Consider the following 17,153-nt stretch of genomic DNA (forward strand, 5'->3'; position numbering starts at 1 on the left):
GTATAAGAGCCTTTTTTATTTTGTATCTTGTTCTTCTACACAGAGAAGAGGTTTTTCCTCCTTTGGATCATTAATGAGGTCATAAAATGAGGCTTCGTTTCCTTTTGTCCACCAAATATATTCAGCTCCCACATATTTTGCTCCAGAAGCGGCAATGACATTGGAAGCGATAATACGCTTTCCATTCCATTTGAGATCAACTAATGAAATCTCACCGGCATTATGGTAGGTAGCTTCAACGCGCACTTTTTTTGTTCCCATCTCGCATTGATAGGCAACAGTTTCTGTCGTTGGTTCTGGAGTGTCTGGCACTTCAATGACTAAAGAACCAGCATGGGCAGCGACTGAGCTAAACAGTGATAGATTTAAAATGGCAAAAAAACGTAAATTTAAAAAAGTTTTTTTCATAATGTTTCCTTTGTTGTTTAAAACAATAATGTTGATTCATCTTTACAATGGATGAGTTTTTTTCCTTCTGGATCATGAATAAGATCACGAAGTGTGACTTCGTTATTGTTTTCCCACCAAATATATTGTGCTCCTTCGTATTTCTTCCCTGTATCTGCGATTACATTTGCAGCAATAACGCGATTCCCTTTCCATCTGAAATCAACCAATGAAATATTATTAACATTGAGATAGACAGCTTCAACACGTTCTTTCCTTGTTCCAGTATCACATTGATAGGCAATGGTTTGTGTTTTTGGTGCTGGAGTGTCTGGTACTTCAATGATTAAAGAGCCAGCAAATGCATTCATTGAGCTGAACGATGATAAAATTAAAGCGGCGAAAAATCCTAAAAGTTGTAGAGTTTTTTTCATAATGCTTCCCTGTATTATACGGAACGAAATAATTTGATTGATAGGATGGTGTCTACGGCAGGATTCGAACCTGCGACCCCAGGATTCATACCACTTCGATTTTCACCGCCAGCTTTACAAGGCTGTTTGTGGTCTGGACTGTCTCTTCACCTTGGAGCTTAGGCTCTTTAGGTGCTGCCCGTTCAGTCTCTACACCTTCCTTTTGTTGAAAAAAAGGCTTGGCTCGGGATTGGCATATAGTCTCCTATGAAGCTTTCCCCGAATTTGAGCAGATCCACTTTAAAAATTTCTCTTTAAGGCGCCCAATTTCTTTAGGAATCCTGTGCTCTATCCTCCTGAGCTACGCAGACATCATCATACTTATTTCTTTAATAGAAGTATAAAAACGAATCAATTATATTCAATATGAATTAACGAATTTCTGCTAATTTTTGTTCCAGAAAGGACAAAACTGCTTCCGGAGAGACATTTTTTGCAATAAATGATTGGCCAAGTCCACGTGTTAGAATGAAGGTCAAGTTATTTTGCGAGACTTTTTTATCTTGAGCAAGGAGGGTCATGAGTGTTTTCGCCTCGGGGAGTTCACCTGGAATATCTTTTAATTGTGTCGGTAATCCTATAGCTTTGAGGTGCGTTTCGACACGTTGTGTGAGTGTGGGGTCTATTAAATTCAGTTGAGCAGAAAATTGATGGGCTAGAACGATGCCAATTGCTACAGCTTCACCGTGGATTAAACGGTTTTTGTCATAGGTGGTTGCTGTTTCAAGCATGTGTCCAAATGTATGGCCAAGGTTTAAGAGTGCACGTTCTTCTGTTTCATATTCATCACGGGCTACAATATCAGCTTTAAATTGGCACGAGCGGACAATGGCTTCTGTTCGTATTGGACCGTTAGAAAAGATTTTTTGCCCATTTTTTTCAAGCCACTTAAAAAAATCAGGCTGGTTAATGAGACCATATTTTACCATTTCTGCGTAGCCAGCACGAAATTCGCGCGGTGGAAGTGTATCAAGAAGACAAGTATCAGCAATAACACAGCTTGGTTGATAAAAAGTACCAATAAGATTTTTACCATATTGGCTATTGATACCTGTTTTTCCACCAACGGAAGAGTCAATTTGTGCAAGGAGAGTTGTAGGCATTTGAATGAAATTCATACCACGGCGTATAATGCTTGCGGCAAATCCTGCTAGGTCGCCAATGACGCCTCCACCAAAAGCAAGAACATAGTCACCTCGCTCTAAACGTGCAGAAAGAATTTTATCGATAACAGTTTGTAGAGTTGAAAATGATTTTGATTGTTCTCCTGCTTCTATGATAATTGGGACAGTATGGATTTCGTTCTTTGTTAATTCTGCCTGTAACTTAGCCAAATGGAGAGATGCAACATTTGTATCTGTAACAATGGCTAAACGTATTTCATGAGAACTTTTTGGGTGAAGAGAACGTTTAATGTGTGAAGCAGCTTGTGTAATCAGATCCGGACCAATGATGATATTGTAACAGCGTTTGTCCAGTTTAACAGTGACGGTCTTGGTTTGCATGTTTGTTATCCCCTATCGTTATTTTCTGTATTAAAGTAATGTTCTACAGACCGTATGACATTTTTTGCTACGGTATGGCGGCTTTCTTTATGACTGTTAATTGTTAAGTTTGCTTTTGCATAGATAGGATAACGCTGTTCCATGAGTTTTTGCATGGTTTCTTGAGGATTTGCGGTTTGAAGGAGTGGGCGCGTTGGGCGCTTTGCTACACGTTGCATGAGGATATTGAGATCGACTTTGAGCCAGATAGATATTCCATTTTCATGAATGGCTTTTCGAATATTTTCATTAATGTAGGCACCACCGCCTGTTGCTAAAACAAGGGGACTTTTTTTTATAATGTTTAAAATAACCCGCTGCTCAAGAGCACGAAATTCAGGTTCACCATAAATTTTAAAAAGTTCCGTGATGGTCATTTTTGAAGCTTTTTCAATTTCCTCGTCCGAATCATAAAAGGGTAAATGGAGCATGGTGGCGACACGTTTTCCGATGACTGATTTCCCTGCACCCATTAGACCAATAAAGATAAGCGCGCGGTTATTAAGAGAGGATAAAAGTTGTTTTTTTATCTGTGTCATCGGAATATGTTGAGAACGATTATTTTTCATAACGTATTTCGGTATTTATCTGATTTAAAGTCAATTCCTGTTAATCTTTGTGAGACATAATCAAAGGATGGAGTAGTTTAGGGTAGTTTATTGTTTTATGCCAACATTGACCAGATTTTTAATGATTCTTTTCATTTTATTTGCTGTTTTTCTCGGTATAATGGTGACTCTCGTCGTTTTGGTGGAGCCGGTGACTGTGGATATATCTATCGATGTTCCTTTGGATTCAGCAAACCTTTCTTCGAAAGCGAATCAATGAAAAGTGATATTGTGATAGATCGTTTTCTTGAGATGATGAGTGCTGAGCGAGGCGCTGCTACTCATACGCTTGCTGCTTATCAGCATGATTTGCAGTGGGCACAAGAAACATTGTCTTCACGTTCTGCTTCGCTTTTTTCGGCAAAAAAAGAAGATTTAATTGGTCTTTTGTCTTTTATGCACACTCTTGGTTTTTCAGCGTCTTCACAAGCGCGTCGTTTATCGACTTTACGTCAGTTCTACCAATTTCTTTATGCAGAAGGGTTAAGAGCAGAGGATCCCTCTTATGATATTGATGCCCCTTGTCAAGGGCGCTCTTTGCCAAAAACTATCAGTGAAGGTGCAGTGACAAAATTGCTTGATTTAGCACAATTGGAAGTGGAACAAGCAGATTATGGGTCAAAAGATCATTTTCGTGCCCTGCGCCTTCAGTTGGTCATTGAAATGCTTTATGCGACGGGGCTACGTATTAGTGAGTTGGTAAGTCTTCCGGTGCAGGCTGTTCGAGGGGGGGAACGTAGTATTTTGGTTTATGGTAAGGGCAAAAAAGAGCGAATGGTCCTTTTATCAAAGAAGGCATGCCAAGTTCTTTCGCAATGGTTGGATTTGCGTGATCAGGGAAAGGATGCAGTAAGTCCTTATCTTTTTCCTGCTCATTCAGAGACAGGATATATTGCTCGACAAGTTGTTGCACGGGAGTTGAAAAATCTTGCAAGCAGATCAGGAATAGAAAGTCGTCACTTTTCTCCTCATGTGTTGCGCCATGCTTTTGCAAGCCATCTCTTGCAAAATGGTGCGGATTTGCGTGCTGTTCAGCATTTGTTAGGTCACTCTGATATTTCTACCACTCAAATTTATACACATGTATTGGAAGAAGGTCTTTATCGTTTGGTTAATGAACATCATCCCCTTGCAGATGAGCAGAAGGCTGAGTAAAGAAAAAGGTGATGTTTTTTAAAAATACTTTATAAAACAGTTTATAAGTCTATAAATGACACAAAATAAGTTGAGTACAATGTATAATTATCTTGATTTTGAAAAACCGGTTGCTGATCTTGATGGGAAAATTCTTGAGTTAAAACAAATTTCTCAAGAAGAGGGTAGTCTTGATATGAGTGATGAGATCGCTCGTCTTGAAAAACGTTCTCAAACGGCATTGCGCGATCTCTATAAAAAGTTATCACCATGGCAAAAAACGCAAGTAGCGCGTCATCCTGATCGTCCCCATTTTATGGATTATGCTGCACGTTTGCTTAGTGATGTTACAGCTTTGGCGGGAGACCGCAAATTTGCTGAAGATGAGGCTATTCAAGCTGGATTTGCACGTTTTAAAGGTGAAGCTGTTGCCTATATAGGGCAAGAGAAAGGTCATGATACGCAAACCCGTTTGCGCTATAATTTTGGGTCTGCGCGTCCGGAAGGATATCGCAAAGCCGTACGTATTATGGAAATGGCTGATCGGTTTGGTTTGCCATTACTCACTTTTGTCGATACAGCAGGAGCTTATCCTGGTGTGAGTGCTGAAGAGCGCGGTCAGGCAGAGGCTATTGCTCAATCAACAGCTGCAACTTTGCGCCTAAAAGTGCCCGTTGTTTCGGTGGTTATTGGAGAAGGTGGTTCAGGAGGGGCGATAGCAATTGCAGCAGCCAACAAAGTTTATATGTTGGAACATGCGATTTATTCTGTTATTTCTCCAGAAGGAGCAGCTTCTATTTTATGGCGCGATCCAGCTCGTGCAAAAGATGCGGCGATGAATATGCGTATTACTGCTCAAGATTTATACCGATTAAAGATTATTGATGACATTATCCCCGAGCCTTTAGGAGGTGCACATCGCGGTAAAGAGGCCGTGATTGATGAAACGGGGAATGTAATTTCTTCTGCTTTAGAGTCTATGGCGGGAAAAGCTGGTGAAGTTCTTAAACGAGAGCGTTGGGAAAAATATCTTCAAATTGGCAGGTCTCTAGCATAAATATTTTTGTGAGGGGATAAAGTGGAGTTTTATTCGATGACATTCAACAGATTCCTCACAGTGTGTGTTTTATTTGCAATGGGAATATTGACGGCATGTGGAGGGAGATTGCCGGCATCTATTCGGGCTAAAGTGGAGCAACCACTTCCACAAGAAATCCACAATAGAATGGCTTTATACAATATCGATCCTTATGCACCGATTATGATGCGATTTTTTAAGGAAGAGAATGTTGCTGAAATTTGGAAGCAGTCTCGTTCTGGACCTTTTGTATTAGTGGCTCGCTATGGTATTTGCAAATGGTCGGGGCAGCTTGGACCTAAATATAAAGAAGGCGATCTTCAGACACCGGAAGGTTTTTATACCATTACGGCAAATCAAATGAACCCTTACTCAAAATATTACCTTTCCTTTAATATAGGCTTTCCAAACCTTTATGATCAAGCACATGGTCGTACAGGAAGCTATCTTATGGTTCATGGTTCTTGTTTTTCCGCAGGTTGTTACTCTATGAGTGATAAAAATATGGCGCAAATTTATGCTTTTGCACGGGATGCTTTTAGAGGGGGACAGAGAGAATTTCAGTTGCAAGCTTTGCCTTTTCGCATGACCGAAGCTAATATGGAACGCCATCGCTCTGACCCCCATTATCAATTTTGGGTAATGCTTAAAGAAGGTTATGATTTCTTTGAGGAGAATCGTACTCCCCCGACAGTTGAGGTTTATGAAAAACGTTATGTTTTTAATCGTAACACTGATAAACTTTCCGCTTCTTTAATACTGAGAAAGTAGTCTTAAATAATCGTAGATTTCTTTGCTCGTTTTGGAATGTTTTGTGATTAACGAATGGTGTGTGAGTGCTTGTGATGAGATGTGGTGAAGTGTGTTCAAAAATCCGCTCTTTCTATCCGTTAAAAATTTTCATTTATTGAAGATTAAAGGAAAAATTAAAATTTCATCCCTGGAATGACTAAGGGATTGTCTAGGAGAGCAGTTTTGTCTGCAGTATCTATTGCTGGCTTATTTAGAAAAGCATCGAAGAGTTTTTGTATCGCTTCTTTTTCAATTCCGTCTGCAATGATGACAAAACGGGTTTGTATGATACCTTGTGGCCAAGCTGAAAGTCTTATGGGCGGATGGAAAAATGTTTGTACACCGTGTAACACAAGGGGGCGATGGGGGTTATCACGCAAGGCAATAATTGCTTTGAGACGTAATAATTTGGCACCATAACGTTCTCTTAGGAGATCTAAAAAAATTTCAATAGTTTTGTAATCAATTGGCTCATCGTAGTCTAGTGAAAAAGCATGAATAGTTCTCTGATGCGTATGCTCTTGTGGTGAAAGAGTAAGCCATTGTTTAAGTTCTGAGTTTTCTTGTTTTTCATCCCATAATGTCTTACTCATTAATAGATTTGAACAGCAGTGGTCGGAATGCACATCTATGATTTGCGCTGTAGGATTTATCGTTTTGAGTGTTTCGATGAGCGTATTTGGAAGCGTTTTTTGGTCTATAAGGTCTGTTTTGGTAAGGATAATTTTATCAGCAAGGGCTAATTGTTTTTGTATTTCAGAATAACACTCAAATATGGAAGGCGTGCTTAATGCATCAAATGTTGTAAGAACAGAATCAATTGATAATGTCTGACTTAAGAGTGGTTGGCTTAAAAGAGCTTGTAAAATAGGGGCGGGGTCAGCTAGTCCTGTTGTTTCAATGATGATACGGTTGAGTGGTTTAAGATGCCCTCTATGAATGCGATCAAGCAAATCAATTAATGTATCGATAAGATCACTCCGCAAATTACAACATAAGCAACCATTTGTAAGTTCGATGATTCCTTCGGTCGCTTTTTCAACCAGAAGATGATCAATCCCCACTTCGCCGAATTCATTGATGATAACAGCACATTCAGCTAAAAGAGGATCGCGTAGCATACGATTGAGCAAAGTTGTTTTGCCAGAGCCTAAAAATCCGGTAATGAGAGTGAGAGGAATGCGCGTGGTTTTCATAATCATCGGCTGTGGTTTGCTGTCTTTGTTATAAGGCGGTTTTCTTGATTTTTATACGGGATATGAAATTTTTTAAGTGGTTTTGCTTTGCTGTTAGAGGTCTGTGGTGTACTAATAAGACGTACTGGTAAAGGAAAACTCGAAGAAGGTGAAGGTGTGATAAAAGGCGAAATGAGGATAATATTTCCTTGATCATCATAGGAGTTTGCGTGCATTTTTACGGCTTCAGGTGTGCATGTTTGTTGGCTCATATCACGTGCTTGTGTTCTTTTTGTGCCATAAGGTTTCAGTGTTGCCAATGTTGATTGGAATGATCCCTTGAGTGAAAAACCTGTCTCAAGCAGTTGTGCGGCTTTTTCTTCTCTTTCACTCACGTTATTAGATCCTAAAATAACAGCAACGATTGTGCGTTTATTGCGGGTTGCTGAGGCAACAAGATTGAAACCAGAAGCACAAATAAAGCCTGTTTTCATGCCATCTATTCCATCAAAACGACCGATGAGATTGTTTGAATTTTGTTGAATTTTGCGGTTGTTACCAAAATCAATGGCTGGAATAGAAAAATAATGGGCATATTGAGGAAATTCTCGACGAATCTGAACTGCTAAAAGAGCAATATCACGTGCTGTAGAATAATTGTATAGGTCTGGTAATCCACTTGCATTAGCAAAATGCGTTCCAAACATGCCAAGACGCCGAGCTTCAGCATTCATTTTTTTTACAAAAGCTTCTTGCGAACCAGCAACCGCTTCGCTCATGGCTATAGCCAAGTCATTGGTCGATTTAACCAGAGTAATCGTTAAGGCGGTATCAAGGGTGAGAACGGAACCAGCTTTATAGCCCGAACGGTGAGCGGGAGCTTTTGCTGCATATTCACTAATGGTGATGTGTTTCTTTGGTGAAATTTCCCCTGCTCTCATGGCGTGAAAAATGACATAAGCTGTCATTAATTTTGTTAAAGAGGCAGGATACCAACGCTCAAAAGCTTGATTATGTTGTAAAATTTGTCCAGTTGTCACGTCAACAGAGATAAAAGGTTGAGCGAGAGCAAAGGGACTCATACAACTAAAAATGAAAGCTAAAAGTAAATTATAAAAAAACTGCCGCATTAAATTTAAGTCCAATTTCTACCTATCAGTGATTTAGAACTGTTTTAATGTAGCACACAAAACTTTTGAATCCATAATAGAGGCGATAGATGGTTAATACCCTTTCAATTCTTGAAGTTTTTTTACAGCAGAGGGTGGCATAGGTGGAGGGTTAGAATCTTGTGCTGCTAATAAAAGCAATTCATCGCAAGCTCTTTCTGTTTTTTGAACAAGTTGATCTAGAAAATCACGTTTGCTTAAACCAGCTTCTATGGGAGGAAGAATGCGAACGCGGATTGTTCCAGGATAGCGGCGAAAATTGCCTCGAGGCCAATATAAACCAGCATTGTGTGCAATGGGAACGACTTGAAGTTCCAATTCATTGTAGAGAGCAACAATTCCCGATTTATAATCTGGTTCTTGACCTGGCTGTCGACGTGTCCCTTCTGGAAAAATCAAAATTTGGCGCCCTTGTTTTGCCTTTTCTTTTGCTTTTTGTATAATGGTTTTTAAGGCTTTAATGGGGGTGGTTCGGTTAATGGGGATAATTTGTGTTTTTGCCATATACCAGCCAAAAAATGGAATCCACATCAGTTCACGTTTTAGGATGAGAGTAGGGTCATCAAGAAAGGGTACAAGACCAAAGGTTTCCCATGCGGATTGATGTTTGGGAGCAATGATATAGGGGCCTTTGGGGAGATTTTCTAATCCTTCAATTTCATAGTTGGTGCCGGCAATATATTTTTGTAAAAAAAGTGTAACACGCGCCCATGTTTTAGGAACAATCCATGCTTTTTTGCGTGGCATTAAAAAATAAACAGGAGCATAAAGAATCATTTGTACAAAAGTTGTTGTATAAAAAGCAAATGTGAAAAGAAGAGAACGAAGAATAAGCACTATATTGTCCATTTTATATCTGTAAAGAGACTGTGTATATAACGTACTTTATATGAGAAAACATCTCTCTTTATGTTTTTCAAAACTCTATTTTTTCGATAATCTCTTTTCTGATATTAAAAAATATAAGGAAACGGGCTGATGAAACAGCAGGATAGCCGAAATATTCTTTTTATTCCACGAATTTTATCTATTGCGGGTACTGATCCTTCTGGTGGGGCTGGCATGCAAGCAGATTTAAAGGTGTTTTCAGCGATGAAAACCTATGGCATGAGTGTGGTTACAGCTATTGTGGCACAAAACACGCAAGGTGTACATGCTTTTCAGGCGCTGGACGCTTCTTTTGTTGCTGATCAAATTGATTCTGTTTTTGAGGATATTCATGTTGATGCCGTTAAAATTGGTATGGTGGCAAATGCTCAGATTGCGCAGATTATCGCAGAGCGTTTAGCTTATTACAAACCCGCTTTTATTGTTTTTGATCCTGTTATGGTGGCAAAAAGTGGCGATGTTCTTTTAAAACCTGATACGATTGAAATTATGCGCGATGTTTTGGTGCCAATATCAACTTTGATTACGCCAAATTTGCCTGAAGCAGCTTTGTTGTTGGGAAGTGAAGTGCAATGGTCGTTAAACGCTCTGTATCAATATGGTCCGCAGCTTTTGACATTAGGTTGTCATGCAGTATTATTGAAGGGTGGACATTTGAGCACTCTTGCTAGAAAGAGTACGGAAAATCACGATAATTCCAGCCCAGATCTTTATTGTGATTCCAAAGATCTTTTCATGCTTGATGCTCCTCGTGTTATAACCACTCATGATCACGGTACAGGGTGTACTCTTTCGGCTGCTATTGCCGCTTTATTGCCAACGCAGCCTTTGCTTTGTGCTGTTAAACAAGCGAAAAACTATATAAATGGAGCCTTATCTACTTCAAGCGCTTTGCAAGTAGGAAAAGGGCGAGGGCCACTTCATCATTTTTATGAGTTATGGAAAAATGGATAAAGCCTTTGAGGTGAAAATTTTTTTATTCTATGGCTTGTTGAGGCATTCTGCTTTGTTTTGCAGTTATATAAAACTTGATAACGGGTTGTTGTTTGGCAATTTTATACTTATTAGCAAAAGATGAGATGAGAGAGGATACGTGATACCCTGTTGTTTTTATGCATATTTTTTACTATTAAATGCGTGTTTTGTCAAATAAAATTTTGATACCTGAAATTTGATACCTGAAAATAGAAAAAAGAGAGAAAACCAGAATTCTGCGTTAAAAAAGGGAAAAGATTTTGAAAGGTCTTTAAAAATTTTTAAAAAGTCTGTGAAAGTTCAGCAAACCGCCTTTGAAGACCCTTTAAAAAAATAAATTGAGGCAAAACATTTTAATATCTACAGATAATTTAATATCTACAGATAAAGAGTAAGGAAAAAAGTCATGGGACAAGTCAACTTCGTAGAGTGCAGTGCGCTAGAAAATCAAATGGACAAGTTGCTATTTGTGCATGCAAATTAAAATGCAAACATTGCACTTTGATCTTCTGATGAGAAATTGTGTCAAGTTGTTCCACTTTCTCAAACAATTAATGGTATCTCTTCAGATCACGATGAAATTGTGTGTGAAGGGGATGGAAAATCAAAGGGTCAACTTTCCCCTTTGCTCGATGATGATAGGCATTTGGAGAAATTAGTGCAAGTTGCACCAATTGCGTGAGGATGAGAAAAAGGGTAATGTTTACCCAATTGCTTAAATGCTTTTTCTCTTTTTAGTAATATGCTTGGGATAGGAAAAAACGATTATTCAATTTCCAAAAGAGGCACTAAATGACCTTTTAAAGGTCTTTGAAGACCCTTTGAGAGCCCTTTGAAAAAATGAAAATCCTTTGAAAATGAGGTCATTTTTACAAAATATCATGCAAATGATACAAAATTTACGGGTATTTGCATGCATATTTTAGAGATTTTAGGTGTCAAATAATGGGATTGTTGGAAGAAATGAATCATCTCAAATTGTGATTCTGATCCAAAGAAAATAAGACTCAGGAAAGCGGCTCTAAACACCTCTTAAAGCTTCTCTGAGAACCGCCAAAAAGACCTTTAAAAAAAATGAATTGCTGCAAAACCTAGTGGCAAATTATGCAAAACCTAGTGGCAAGCTACAATCAAAGTATATTGTTTGCAATTTATGGAGCGGGCGATGGGATTCGAACCCACGACCCCAACCTTGGCAAGGTTGTGCTCTACCCCTGAGCTACACCCGCTCACCGATTCGAAACATATTTTGCTTCAGATGCTGCTTGTATGGCGTAGCCTTTTGCGAATTGCAACAAAAAAATAACATTTCAGTTTGATTTATTTTATGAATGTCCCAGAAATAAAAATAAAGATTGATTTTGAAAGAGCTCTTCAATAGGTTATTACCTCTTTAATTGTTGTGAAAAAGGGGCGGAGTAGAATGTCGAAAAAAATAAACCTATTAGGGATTGTGATTACAGCTGTTTTTATCATGAATGGTTTTGCAAAAGCAGGGAATCATATTCAACATGTTAAAGTTGCAATTACACAATTTATGGCGCATCCCGCTGCAGATGCAGTGCGCAAAGGGGTTATAGATGTCCTTGCAGAAAATGGCTATAAGCAAGGTGAAAACTTCGAACTCACTTTTTTATCGGCACAGGGCAATATTTCTACAGCAACCCAAGTTGCACGCAAATTTGTTGGTGATAAACCTGATGTAATTGTCGCTATCAGTACGCCTTCAGCACAAACAGTCCTTGCGGCAACAAGAACAATCCCTGTTGTTTTTGCTGCGATTTCTGACCCTGTCGGGGCAAAAATAGTGTCTTCACTCACTAAACCCGGTGGCAACGTGACGGGAACTTCTGATTATATAAATGTTGCAGAAAGTCTTAAGCTTTTAAAGGAAGTAAAACCAGATTTGAAAAAACTTGGTTTTCTTTATAACGCTTCTGAAGCAAATTCTGTTTCAACACTTAAGATGTTGAAGGATGTAGCAGATAAAGCGGGCGTTGAAGTTATAACTTCATCTGCGTCTAAATCTTCTGATGTTCAGGCAGCAACACGTGCTTTAATTGGTAAGGTGGATATCATTTTTATTCCCGCTGATAATACGGTTCTTTCCGTTTTAGAGGGAGCATCAAAAGTTACACAGGAAACCAATACTCCTTTATTTACTGTCGATGCTAACTCTATTGGGCGCGGTCCTTTTATGACGCAAGGTGTAAATTTCTATAATGTGGGCATGGAAGCTGGGAAAATGGTCGTGCGTATTTTGGAGGGTGAAAAACCGGGCGATATTGATGTTATGCAGGCAGCTAATAATGATATCCGAATTGATATGAAAGCAGCTAAAAAAGCCGGTATTATCATTCCACAGGCAGTTACTGAACGCGCAACAAAGGTTATTCAGTAGCTTTCCATTGACATGATAGTGACACGATAAAAGTCCGTTTAAGTTTTCATGAGGTGGGTTTTTGGATGAGTATATTTGCATTTTCTGGTGCTGTAGAATTAGGTCTTATTTATGCATTCGTTGCACTTGGCGTTTATCTTTCGTTTCGTGTCTTGGATTTTCCTGATTTAACTGTAGATGGTTCATTTCTCCTTGGGTCATGTGTTTGTGGTGTTTTGATTCTTTTAGGTTTCAATGCATGGACGGCTATGGTATGCGCTTTTTTTGCAGGTATGGCAGCCGGTTTATTGACAGCTTTGCTGAACTTGCATTTTGGCATTTTAAATCTTTTGGCTTCCATTTTAACGATGTCGGCGCTTTATACGATTAATCTGCGTATTATGGGGATTTTAGGAGGATCTAGTGTTAATTTAGCGCTTGCTGATACTGCCTTAACACCTTTTTATGATCTATTTGGTTTACCTGCTATTTTTGTGCGACCTCTTTTTGTTGGTTTTGTATTGCTTATTGTGGCGTTTTTGATTTGGCGCTTTTTGGAAAGTGAAATAGGTCTTGCTATGAGAGCAATGGGCTCTAATCCACGGATGGCTACCGCGCAAGGGATTCATAGATCGGCATTAATTTATTTTGGTATGGGCCTTTCAAATGCGTGCGTTGCGCTTGGTGGTTCTCTCTATATTCAAACCGCTATTGCTACCGATATTACCGGTGGAACTGGGACAATTGTCTTTGGTTTAGCCGCGGTCATTATTGGTGAAACTCTTTTTCGTACACGCAATATTTTGTGGATTATTGTCAGCTGTATTGTCGGCTCTGTTCTTTATCGTGTTGCAGTACAATTCGCTTTTGAGGCAAACGGGATTGGTATTGATACGTCAACGGATCTTCAGTTGATCACTGCACTGTTAGTTGCTTCAGCTCTCATTATACCACGCTATTGGGGGAGGCGTAAACATGATTGAGTTTTCTCATGTCGGAGTCACATTTAAACCGCAAACGCCTTTGGAAAAACAAGCATTAATTGATATTAACCTCAAGATTGATCGGGGGAGTTTTGTCACAATTATTGGTTCAAATGGTGCTGGTAAATCAACTCTGCTTAGTGTGTTAGCGGGTGCTATTCTTCCTACAGAAGGAAAAGTGATTATCAATGGGCAAAATGTTTCTAGGCAATCAGTCAGTGAGCGCGCTGGAAGGGTTGCTTGCGTTTTTCAAGATTCGTTGGTGGGAAGTTGCGGTTCTTTAACAATTGAAGAAAATTTGGCTCTTGCAGCTCTCCGTGGTAGTCGTCGTGGTCTGCGTTCAGCTTTAAATCACAAAAAACGACAATTTTTTCGTGATGAAATTGCCCAATTAGGTATAGGTCTTGAGGCGTGTATTCATAATCCTATGGACAGTTTGTCAGGTGGGCAACGGCAGGCCGTTTGTCTTGTGATGGCGACTTTAGCTCATGCCGATGTTTTATTGCTCGATGAACATACTTCAGCATTAGATCCAGGAATGGCTGATTTTGTCATGCGGTTGACCGAAAAAATCGTTGAAGAGAAAAAATTAACCACTATTATGGTGACACATTCTATGCGTCAAGCTCTTGATTATGGAGATCGCACATTGATGTTGCATGGTGGAAAAATAATTTTGGATGTGTGTCAAGAAGAACGTAATGGTTTGAATGTAAATGATTTAATAGGCATGTTTCAGAAAGTTCGTGGGGAAGCTCTTGATGATGATGAACTTTTAATGGATTAATATTTTGGCTCAGAAAAAAGCGCATGAAGTTGATCATTTTCTAACGCGTTTTTCACGTTCTTTTCCTATTGTTCTCATTTACGGGCCGGATCGTGGTCTTGTTTGTGAACGTGCGCAACGTTTTGCTAAGCTTACAAAGGTGGCTGTAGAAGATCCATTTTCAACGATTCGTTTGGATGCAGCTGAAATTGATAAAGATCCTCCTCGCTTGGAAAATGAAGCACGAACTTTATCTCTTTTTGGGGGAGATCGTTTGATATGGATCTCTAATGGTGCTAACCAAAAAGGTTTTCTTACAGCTTTAAAGTTTTTAATTGACGAACCACCAGAGAAAAGTTTTATTCTCATTGAAGCAGGGGATTTGAAAAAAGGAACAGGATTGCGCAATGTCGTTGAAACGGCAACAAAAGCAATGGCTTTGCCCTGTTTTGCAGATGATGCTCGGTCTCTTGATGGACTAATTGATGAGGTTTTGAGTCATTTTAAGAAGACTCTTTCTTTGGATGCACGTAAGTGGTTGCATGAAAGTTTGGGAGGGGATCGTCTTGTATCACGAAGTGAATTAGAGAAGCTTTGTCTTTACGTTTCGGATACTCATATTACTCTTGAAGATGTGAAAGCTGTTGTAAGCAATGTGAGCGCTCTCTCTATCGATGAAGTGATTGATGCTCTTTTATTGGGCGATATAACAAATTTTGAGGCTCATTTTAGTCGACATGCAACACTACAGGGTACAGTGTTTTCTATTTTGAGTACGGCACAAAGACATTTTCAACAATTGCAACTGTTACGTTATCAAGTTGAGGTTGAAGGGAAATCTCCTTCTGTAGTAACTTCACAAGCACGACCACCAATTTTTTTTCAACGAAAAAAAACAGTTGAGCAAGCTTTAAGATATTGGAAGTTAGAACATATTTCTTATGCAATGGAAAGAATTCAAAGTGCTGTTTTAGAGAGTCGTAAAAATCCGCTTTTGAGCGAAGCGATCGTTCGTCAAGTTTTGCTAGGACTTACAATTACTGCGCGGCGTCAAATGGTTGCTTAAGATAAGCAGTTCGTCTTTATGGTAGTTTATTTGAAAACTTTTGAAGTTTTATAAAATAATTGTTCTCTTATAAAATTTATTTATTTTTTTAATAAAATGGCGCTCTTTGAAAAGTAAAATGAAAAGGAGTTTGCTATTCATCATTCTTGTTTGTAAGCGATAAATTGACAAGTTTTAGGGCTTAATGTTACGTGCTCTGTCTCTCTTTTTTGCACATTTTCTAAGGGAAAAATGATCTGTTGGTCGTTTGCGCAAGGGATTATTGAAGGATGCATGACTTTATTATTTGTTTTCTTGTCGTTTGTGGTTTTTTAAATGTTTGATACATAAATCTTGAATAAACAGTAGAGATAAACTTTGGTTTTATTGCTGTTTTCAAAGAGTTCTTAAAGGTGGAAAATGCTCCAAATTCAATTTGAAAAAATAGCACTCATTGGGATTGGCCTTATTGGCTCTTCTTTAGCAAGAGTGATTAAAAAGAAAAATCTTGCTGCTCATATTTCTATTGCAACACGTCGTCAAGAAACATTGAAAAGAGCGCGTGAATTGGAACTTGGAGATTTTTATACAACGGATAATGCAAAAGCTGTTGAAGGAGCAGATCTCGTGATTGTTTCTGTTCCTGTTGGAGCAAGTGCCGAGGTAGCAAAAAATATTCATGATCATTTAAAGCCTGGAGCAATTGTGAGTGATGTTGGGTCTACGAAAGCGTTGGTCATTGCAGAAATGGCACCTTTATTACCAAAATCAGTGCATTTTATTCCTGGTCATCCGATTGCGGGAACAGAGTATTCAGGACCAGATGCTGGTTTTGCTGATTTGTTTATGAATCGCTGGTGTATTTTAACACCTTTTGCTGAAAGTGATGTTGTGGCTGTAGCGCAATTGACAGCGTTTTGGGAAGCTTGTGGCGCACGGGTTGAAAAAATGGATGCTAAACATCATGATCTTGTTTTGGCCATTGTTTCACATTTGCCGCATTTGATTGCATATAATACTGTTGGAACAGCGAGTGATTTAGAAAAAGTGACGAATTCTGAAGTAATTGCTTATTCTGCTTCAGGTTTTCGTGATTTTACCCGTTTGGCTTCTTCTGATCCTGTTATGTGGCGCGATATTTGTTTGCATAATAAAGATGCTATTTTAGAAATGTTAAGCCGTTTTAGTGAAGGACTTGCTTCTTTGGAACGGGCAATTCAGTTGGGAGATGGTGAGACGTTGTTTAATTTTTTTACACGTACCCGTGCTGTGCGCCGTAGTATTATTGAAGCTGGGCAAGAAATTGATGCTCCTGATTTTGGACGTCAGAATGTTTCTAAAAAGGGTAAGTAAAAAAGTTTTTGTTGAATTCCGTTGGTTGCTTCTGGAAATTTCTGTTCCTTTAAGTTGTGAATTGTCATAAGGAAGAGAGGGGACTTTGGGATACAGATGATCAATGTTCAAAAAGTTTTACGGAAGCAAGATTATCATTTGGGGCATCTATAGAATGTAAAAAGGGATTACGGAACTCAAGAAGAGTTCTTCATATTGTGTGATTGGTACATTTTTTAGAAGACAATGCTTTTTTATGCGCGTTTAAAGGTTATTTTTCGATAACTTCGTGTGTGCACTGGAGCTTTCCAGCTGTAATTGGTCTGTTTCGAAATAAAAAGATTATTTGGTCTACCCTTAAATTTTCATCATAGATTCGTTTGGGTAGGGTTTTGAGACGTATCACTTTTTTATCGATAATCGC

Annotated in this window: 16 protein-coding genes, 1 tRNA gene and 1 pseudogene; 10 read left to right on the plus strand and 8 right to left on the minus strand. The window is 38.9% G+C overall.

Translation table 11 applies throughout. From position 1 onward, the window contains the following. Nucleotides 1–15 precede the first annotated feature (15 nt). From AC0QT1_RS00825 to AC0QT1_RS00840, 4 genes and pseudogenes are all read right to left on the minus strand, one after another. Nucleotides 16–408, minus strand: coding sequence for an MliC family protein (locus tag AC0QT1_RS00825; RefSeq protein WP_473199851.1), 393 nt, complete (start codon nucleotides 406–408; stop codon nucleotides 16–18). 17 nt (nucleotides 409–425) lie between these two features. Next, entirely contained in the window at nucleotides 426–821 is a 396-nt protein-coding gene (locus tag AC0QT1_RS00830; protein ID WP_473199850.1) for an MliC family protein, read from the minus strand. 410 nt (nucleotides 822–1,231) lie between these two features. Further along, nucleotides 1,232–2,365 carry a 3-dehydroquinate synthase gene (gene aroB, locus AC0QT1_RS00835; protein WP_473201446.1) on the minus strand — a complete coding sequence of 378 codons (1,134 nt, stop codon included), beginning with the start codon at nucleotides 2,363–2,365 and terminating at the stop codon, nucleotides 1,232–1,234. Continuing rightward, nucleotides 2,340–2,973: pseudogene (locus AC0QT1_RS00840) on the minus strand (shikimate kinase). Before AC0QT1_RS00840 ends, aroB begins: the two are co-directional and overlap by 26 nt. Before the next feature lie 255 nt (nucleotides 2,974–3,228). Between AC0QT1_RS00840 and AC0QT1_RS00845 the strand changes: the two are divergent. From AC0QT1_RS00845 to AC0QT1_RS00855, 3 genes are all read left to right on the plus strand, one after another. Further along, nucleotides 3,229–4,167 (plus strand): site-specific tyrosine recombinase XerD, encoded by a 939-nt coding sequence (locus tag AC0QT1_RS00845; protein ID WP_473201447.1) that lies wholly within the window; start codon nucleotides 3,229–3,231, stop codon nucleotides 4,165–4,167. Nucleotides 4,168–4,246: 79 nt separating this feature from the next. Then, nucleotides 4,247–5,203, plus strand: a complete 957-nt coding sequence (locus tag AC0QT1_RS00850) for an acetyl-CoA carboxylase carboxyltransferase subunit alpha (protein ID WP_473201506.1) — start codon at nucleotides 4,247–4,249, stop codon at nucleotides 5,201–5,203. 36 nt (nucleotides 5,204–5,239) lie between these two features. Next, on the plus strand, nucleotides 5,240–5,995 hold the full coding sequence (locus tag AC0QT1_RS00855; RefSeq protein WP_473199847.1) for a L,D-transpeptidase family protein: 756 nt from the start codon (nucleotides 5,240–5,242) through the stop codon (nucleotides 5,993–5,995). Nucleotides 5,996–6,150: 155 nt separating this feature from the next. On the opposite strand, the gene AC0QT1_RS00860 is transcribed toward AC0QT1_RS00855, so the two are convergent. The 3 genes from AC0QT1_RS00860 to AC0QT1_RS00870 all read right to left on the minus strand — a co-directional run bounded on the left by AC0QT1_RS00860 (nucleotide 6,151) and on the right by AC0QT1_RS00870 (nucleotide 9,209). Then, nucleotides 6,151–7,212: a CobW family GTP-binding protein gene (locus AC0QT1_RS00860; protein ID WP_473201448.1), complete on the minus strand. Its 1,062-nt coding sequence runs from the start codon at nucleotides 7,210–7,212 to the stop codon at nucleotides 6,151–6,153. Nucleotides 7,213–7,214: 2 nt separating this feature from the next. After that, entirely contained in the window at nucleotides 7,215–8,321 is a 1,107-nt protein-coding gene (locus AC0QT1_RS00865) for a D-alanyl-D-alanine carboxypeptidase family protein (protein ID WP_473199845.1), read from the minus strand. A 93-nt stretch (nucleotides 8,322–8,414) separates the two neighbouring features. Beyond that, complete coding sequence (locus tag AC0QT1_RS00870) at nucleotides 8,415–9,209, minus strand: lysophospholipid acyltransferase family protein (RefSeq protein ID WP_473199844.1); 795 nt, start codon at nucleotides 9,207–9,209, stop codon at nucleotides 8,415–8,417. A gap of 129 nt (nucleotides 9,210–9,338) precedes the next feature. Between AC0QT1_RS00870 and thiD the strand changes: the two genes are divergently transcribed. Beyond that, on the plus strand, nucleotides 9,339–10,202 hold the full coding sequence (gene thiD / locus AC0QT1_RS00875; RefSeq protein WP_473201449.1) for a bifunctional hydroxymethylpyrimidine kinase/phosphomethylpyrimidine kinase: 864 nt from the start codon (nucleotides 9,339–9,341) through the stop codon (nucleotides 10,200–10,202). A 541-nt stretch (nucleotides 10,203–10,743) separates the two neighbouring features. After that, entirely contained in the window at nucleotides 10,744–10,905 is a 162-nt protein-coding gene (locus tag AC0QT1_RS00880; RefSeq protein ID WP_473199842.1) for a hypothetical protein, read from the plus strand. Nucleotides 10,906–11,377: 472 nt separating this feature from the next. Here AC0QT1_RS00880 and AC0QT1_RS00885 read toward each other — a convergent pair. Beyond that, a tRNA-Gly gene (locus AC0QT1_RS00885) sits at nucleotides 11,378–11,452 on the minus strand. Nucleotides 11,453–11,646: 194 nt separating this feature from the next. On the opposite strand from AC0QT1_RS00885, the gene AC0QT1_RS00890 reads away from it, so the two are divergent. From AC0QT1_RS00890 to AC0QT1_RS00910, 5 genes are all read left to right on the plus strand, one after another. After that, nucleotides 11,647–12,624 (plus strand): ABC transporter substrate-binding protein, encoded by a 978-nt coding sequence (locus tag AC0QT1_RS00890; protein WP_473201450.1) that lies wholly within the window; start codon nucleotides 11,647–11,649, stop codon nucleotides 12,622–12,624. Nucleotides 12,625–12,689: 65 nt separating this feature from the next. Further along, complete coding sequence (locus AC0QT1_RS00895) at nucleotides 12,690–13,586, plus strand: ABC transporter permease (RefSeq protein WP_473199840.1); 897 nt, start codon at nucleotides 12,690–12,692, stop codon at nucleotides 13,584–13,586. Continuing rightward, nucleotides 13,579–14,373 carry an ABC transporter ATP-binding protein gene (locus AC0QT1_RS00900; RefSeq protein WP_473199839.1) on the plus strand — a complete coding sequence of 265 codons (795 nt, stop codon included), beginning with the start codon at nucleotides 13,579–13,581 and terminating at the stop codon, nucleotides 14,371–14,373. The genes AC0QT1_RS00895 and AC0QT1_RS00900 overlap by 8 nt, the downstream gene beginning before the upstream one ends. Before the next feature lie 4 nt (nucleotides 14,374–14,377). Further along, on the plus strand, nucleotides 14,378–15,418 hold the full coding sequence (holA, locus tag AC0QT1_RS00905; RefSeq protein WP_473199838.1) for a DNA polymerase III subunit delta: 1,041 nt from the start codon (nucleotides 14,378–14,380) through the stop codon (nucleotides 15,416–15,418). Between the two features lie 399 nt (nucleotides 15,419–15,817). Then, nucleotides 15,818–16,750, plus strand: coding sequence for a prephenate/arogenate dehydrogenase family protein (locus AC0QT1_RS00910; RefSeq protein ID WP_473199837.1), 933 nt, complete (start codon nucleotides 15,818–15,820; stop codon nucleotides 16,748–16,750). Nucleotides 16,751–17,153: the final 403 nt, after the last annotated feature.

It is taken from the genome of Bartonella sp. P12B, from assembly GCF_055796185.1.

Coding starts and splice junctions, on each gene's coding strand:
- AC0QT1_RS00845 (WP_473201447.1), top strand. CDS start 3,229: ATGAAAAGTGATATTGTGATAGATCGTTTTCTTGAGATGATGAGTGCT.
- AC0QT1_RS00855 (WP_473199847.1), top strand. CDS start 5,240: ATGACATTCAACAGATTCCTCACAGTGTGTGTTTTATTTGCAATGGGA.
- AC0QT1_RS00895 (WP_473199840.1), top strand. CDS start 12,690: ATGAGTATATTTGCATTTTCTGGTGCTGTAGAATTAGGTCTTATTTAT.
- aroB (WP_473201446.1), bottom strand. CDS start 2,365: ATGCAAACCAAGACCGTCACTGTTAAACTGGACAAACGCTGTTACAAT.
- AC0QT1_RS00900 (WP_473199839.1), top strand. CDS start 13,579: ATGATTGAGTTTTCTCATGTCGGAGTCACATTTAAACCGCAAACGCCT.
- AC0QT1_RS00910 (WP_473199837.1), top strand. CDS start 15,818: ATGCTCCAAATTCAATTTGAAAAAATAGCACTCATTGGGATTGGCCTT.
- AC0QT1_RS00870 (WP_473199844.1), bottom strand. CDS start 9,209: ATGGACAATATAGTGCTTATTCTTCGTTCTCTTCTTTTCACATTTGCT.
- AC0QT1_RS00850 (WP_473201506.1), top strand. CDS start 4,247: ATGTATAATTATCTTGATTTTGAAAAACCGGTTGCTGATCTTGATGGG.
- AC0QT1_RS00830 (WP_473199850.1), bottom strand. CDS start 821: ATGAAAAAAACTCTACAACTTTTAGGATTTTTCGCCGCTTTAATTTTA.
- AC0QT1_RS00890 (WP_473201450.1), top strand. CDS start 11,647: ATGTCGAAAAAAATAAACCTATTAGGGATTGTGATTACAGCTGTTTTT.
- thiD (WP_473201449.1), top strand. CDS start 9,339: ATGAAACAGCAGGATAGCCGAAATATTCTTTTTATTCCACGAATTTTA.
- AC0QT1_RS00825 (WP_473199851.1), bottom strand. CDS start 408: ATGAAAAAAACTTTTTTAAATTTACGTTTTTTTGCCATTTTAAATCTA.
- AC0QT1_RS00865 (WP_473199845.1), bottom strand. CDS start 8,321: ATGCGGCAGTTTTTTTATAATTTACTTTTAGCTTTCATTTTTAGTTGT.
- AC0QT1_RS00860 (WP_473201448.1), bottom strand. CDS start 7,212: ATGAAAACCACGCGCATTCCTCTCACTCTCATTACCGGATTTTTAGGC.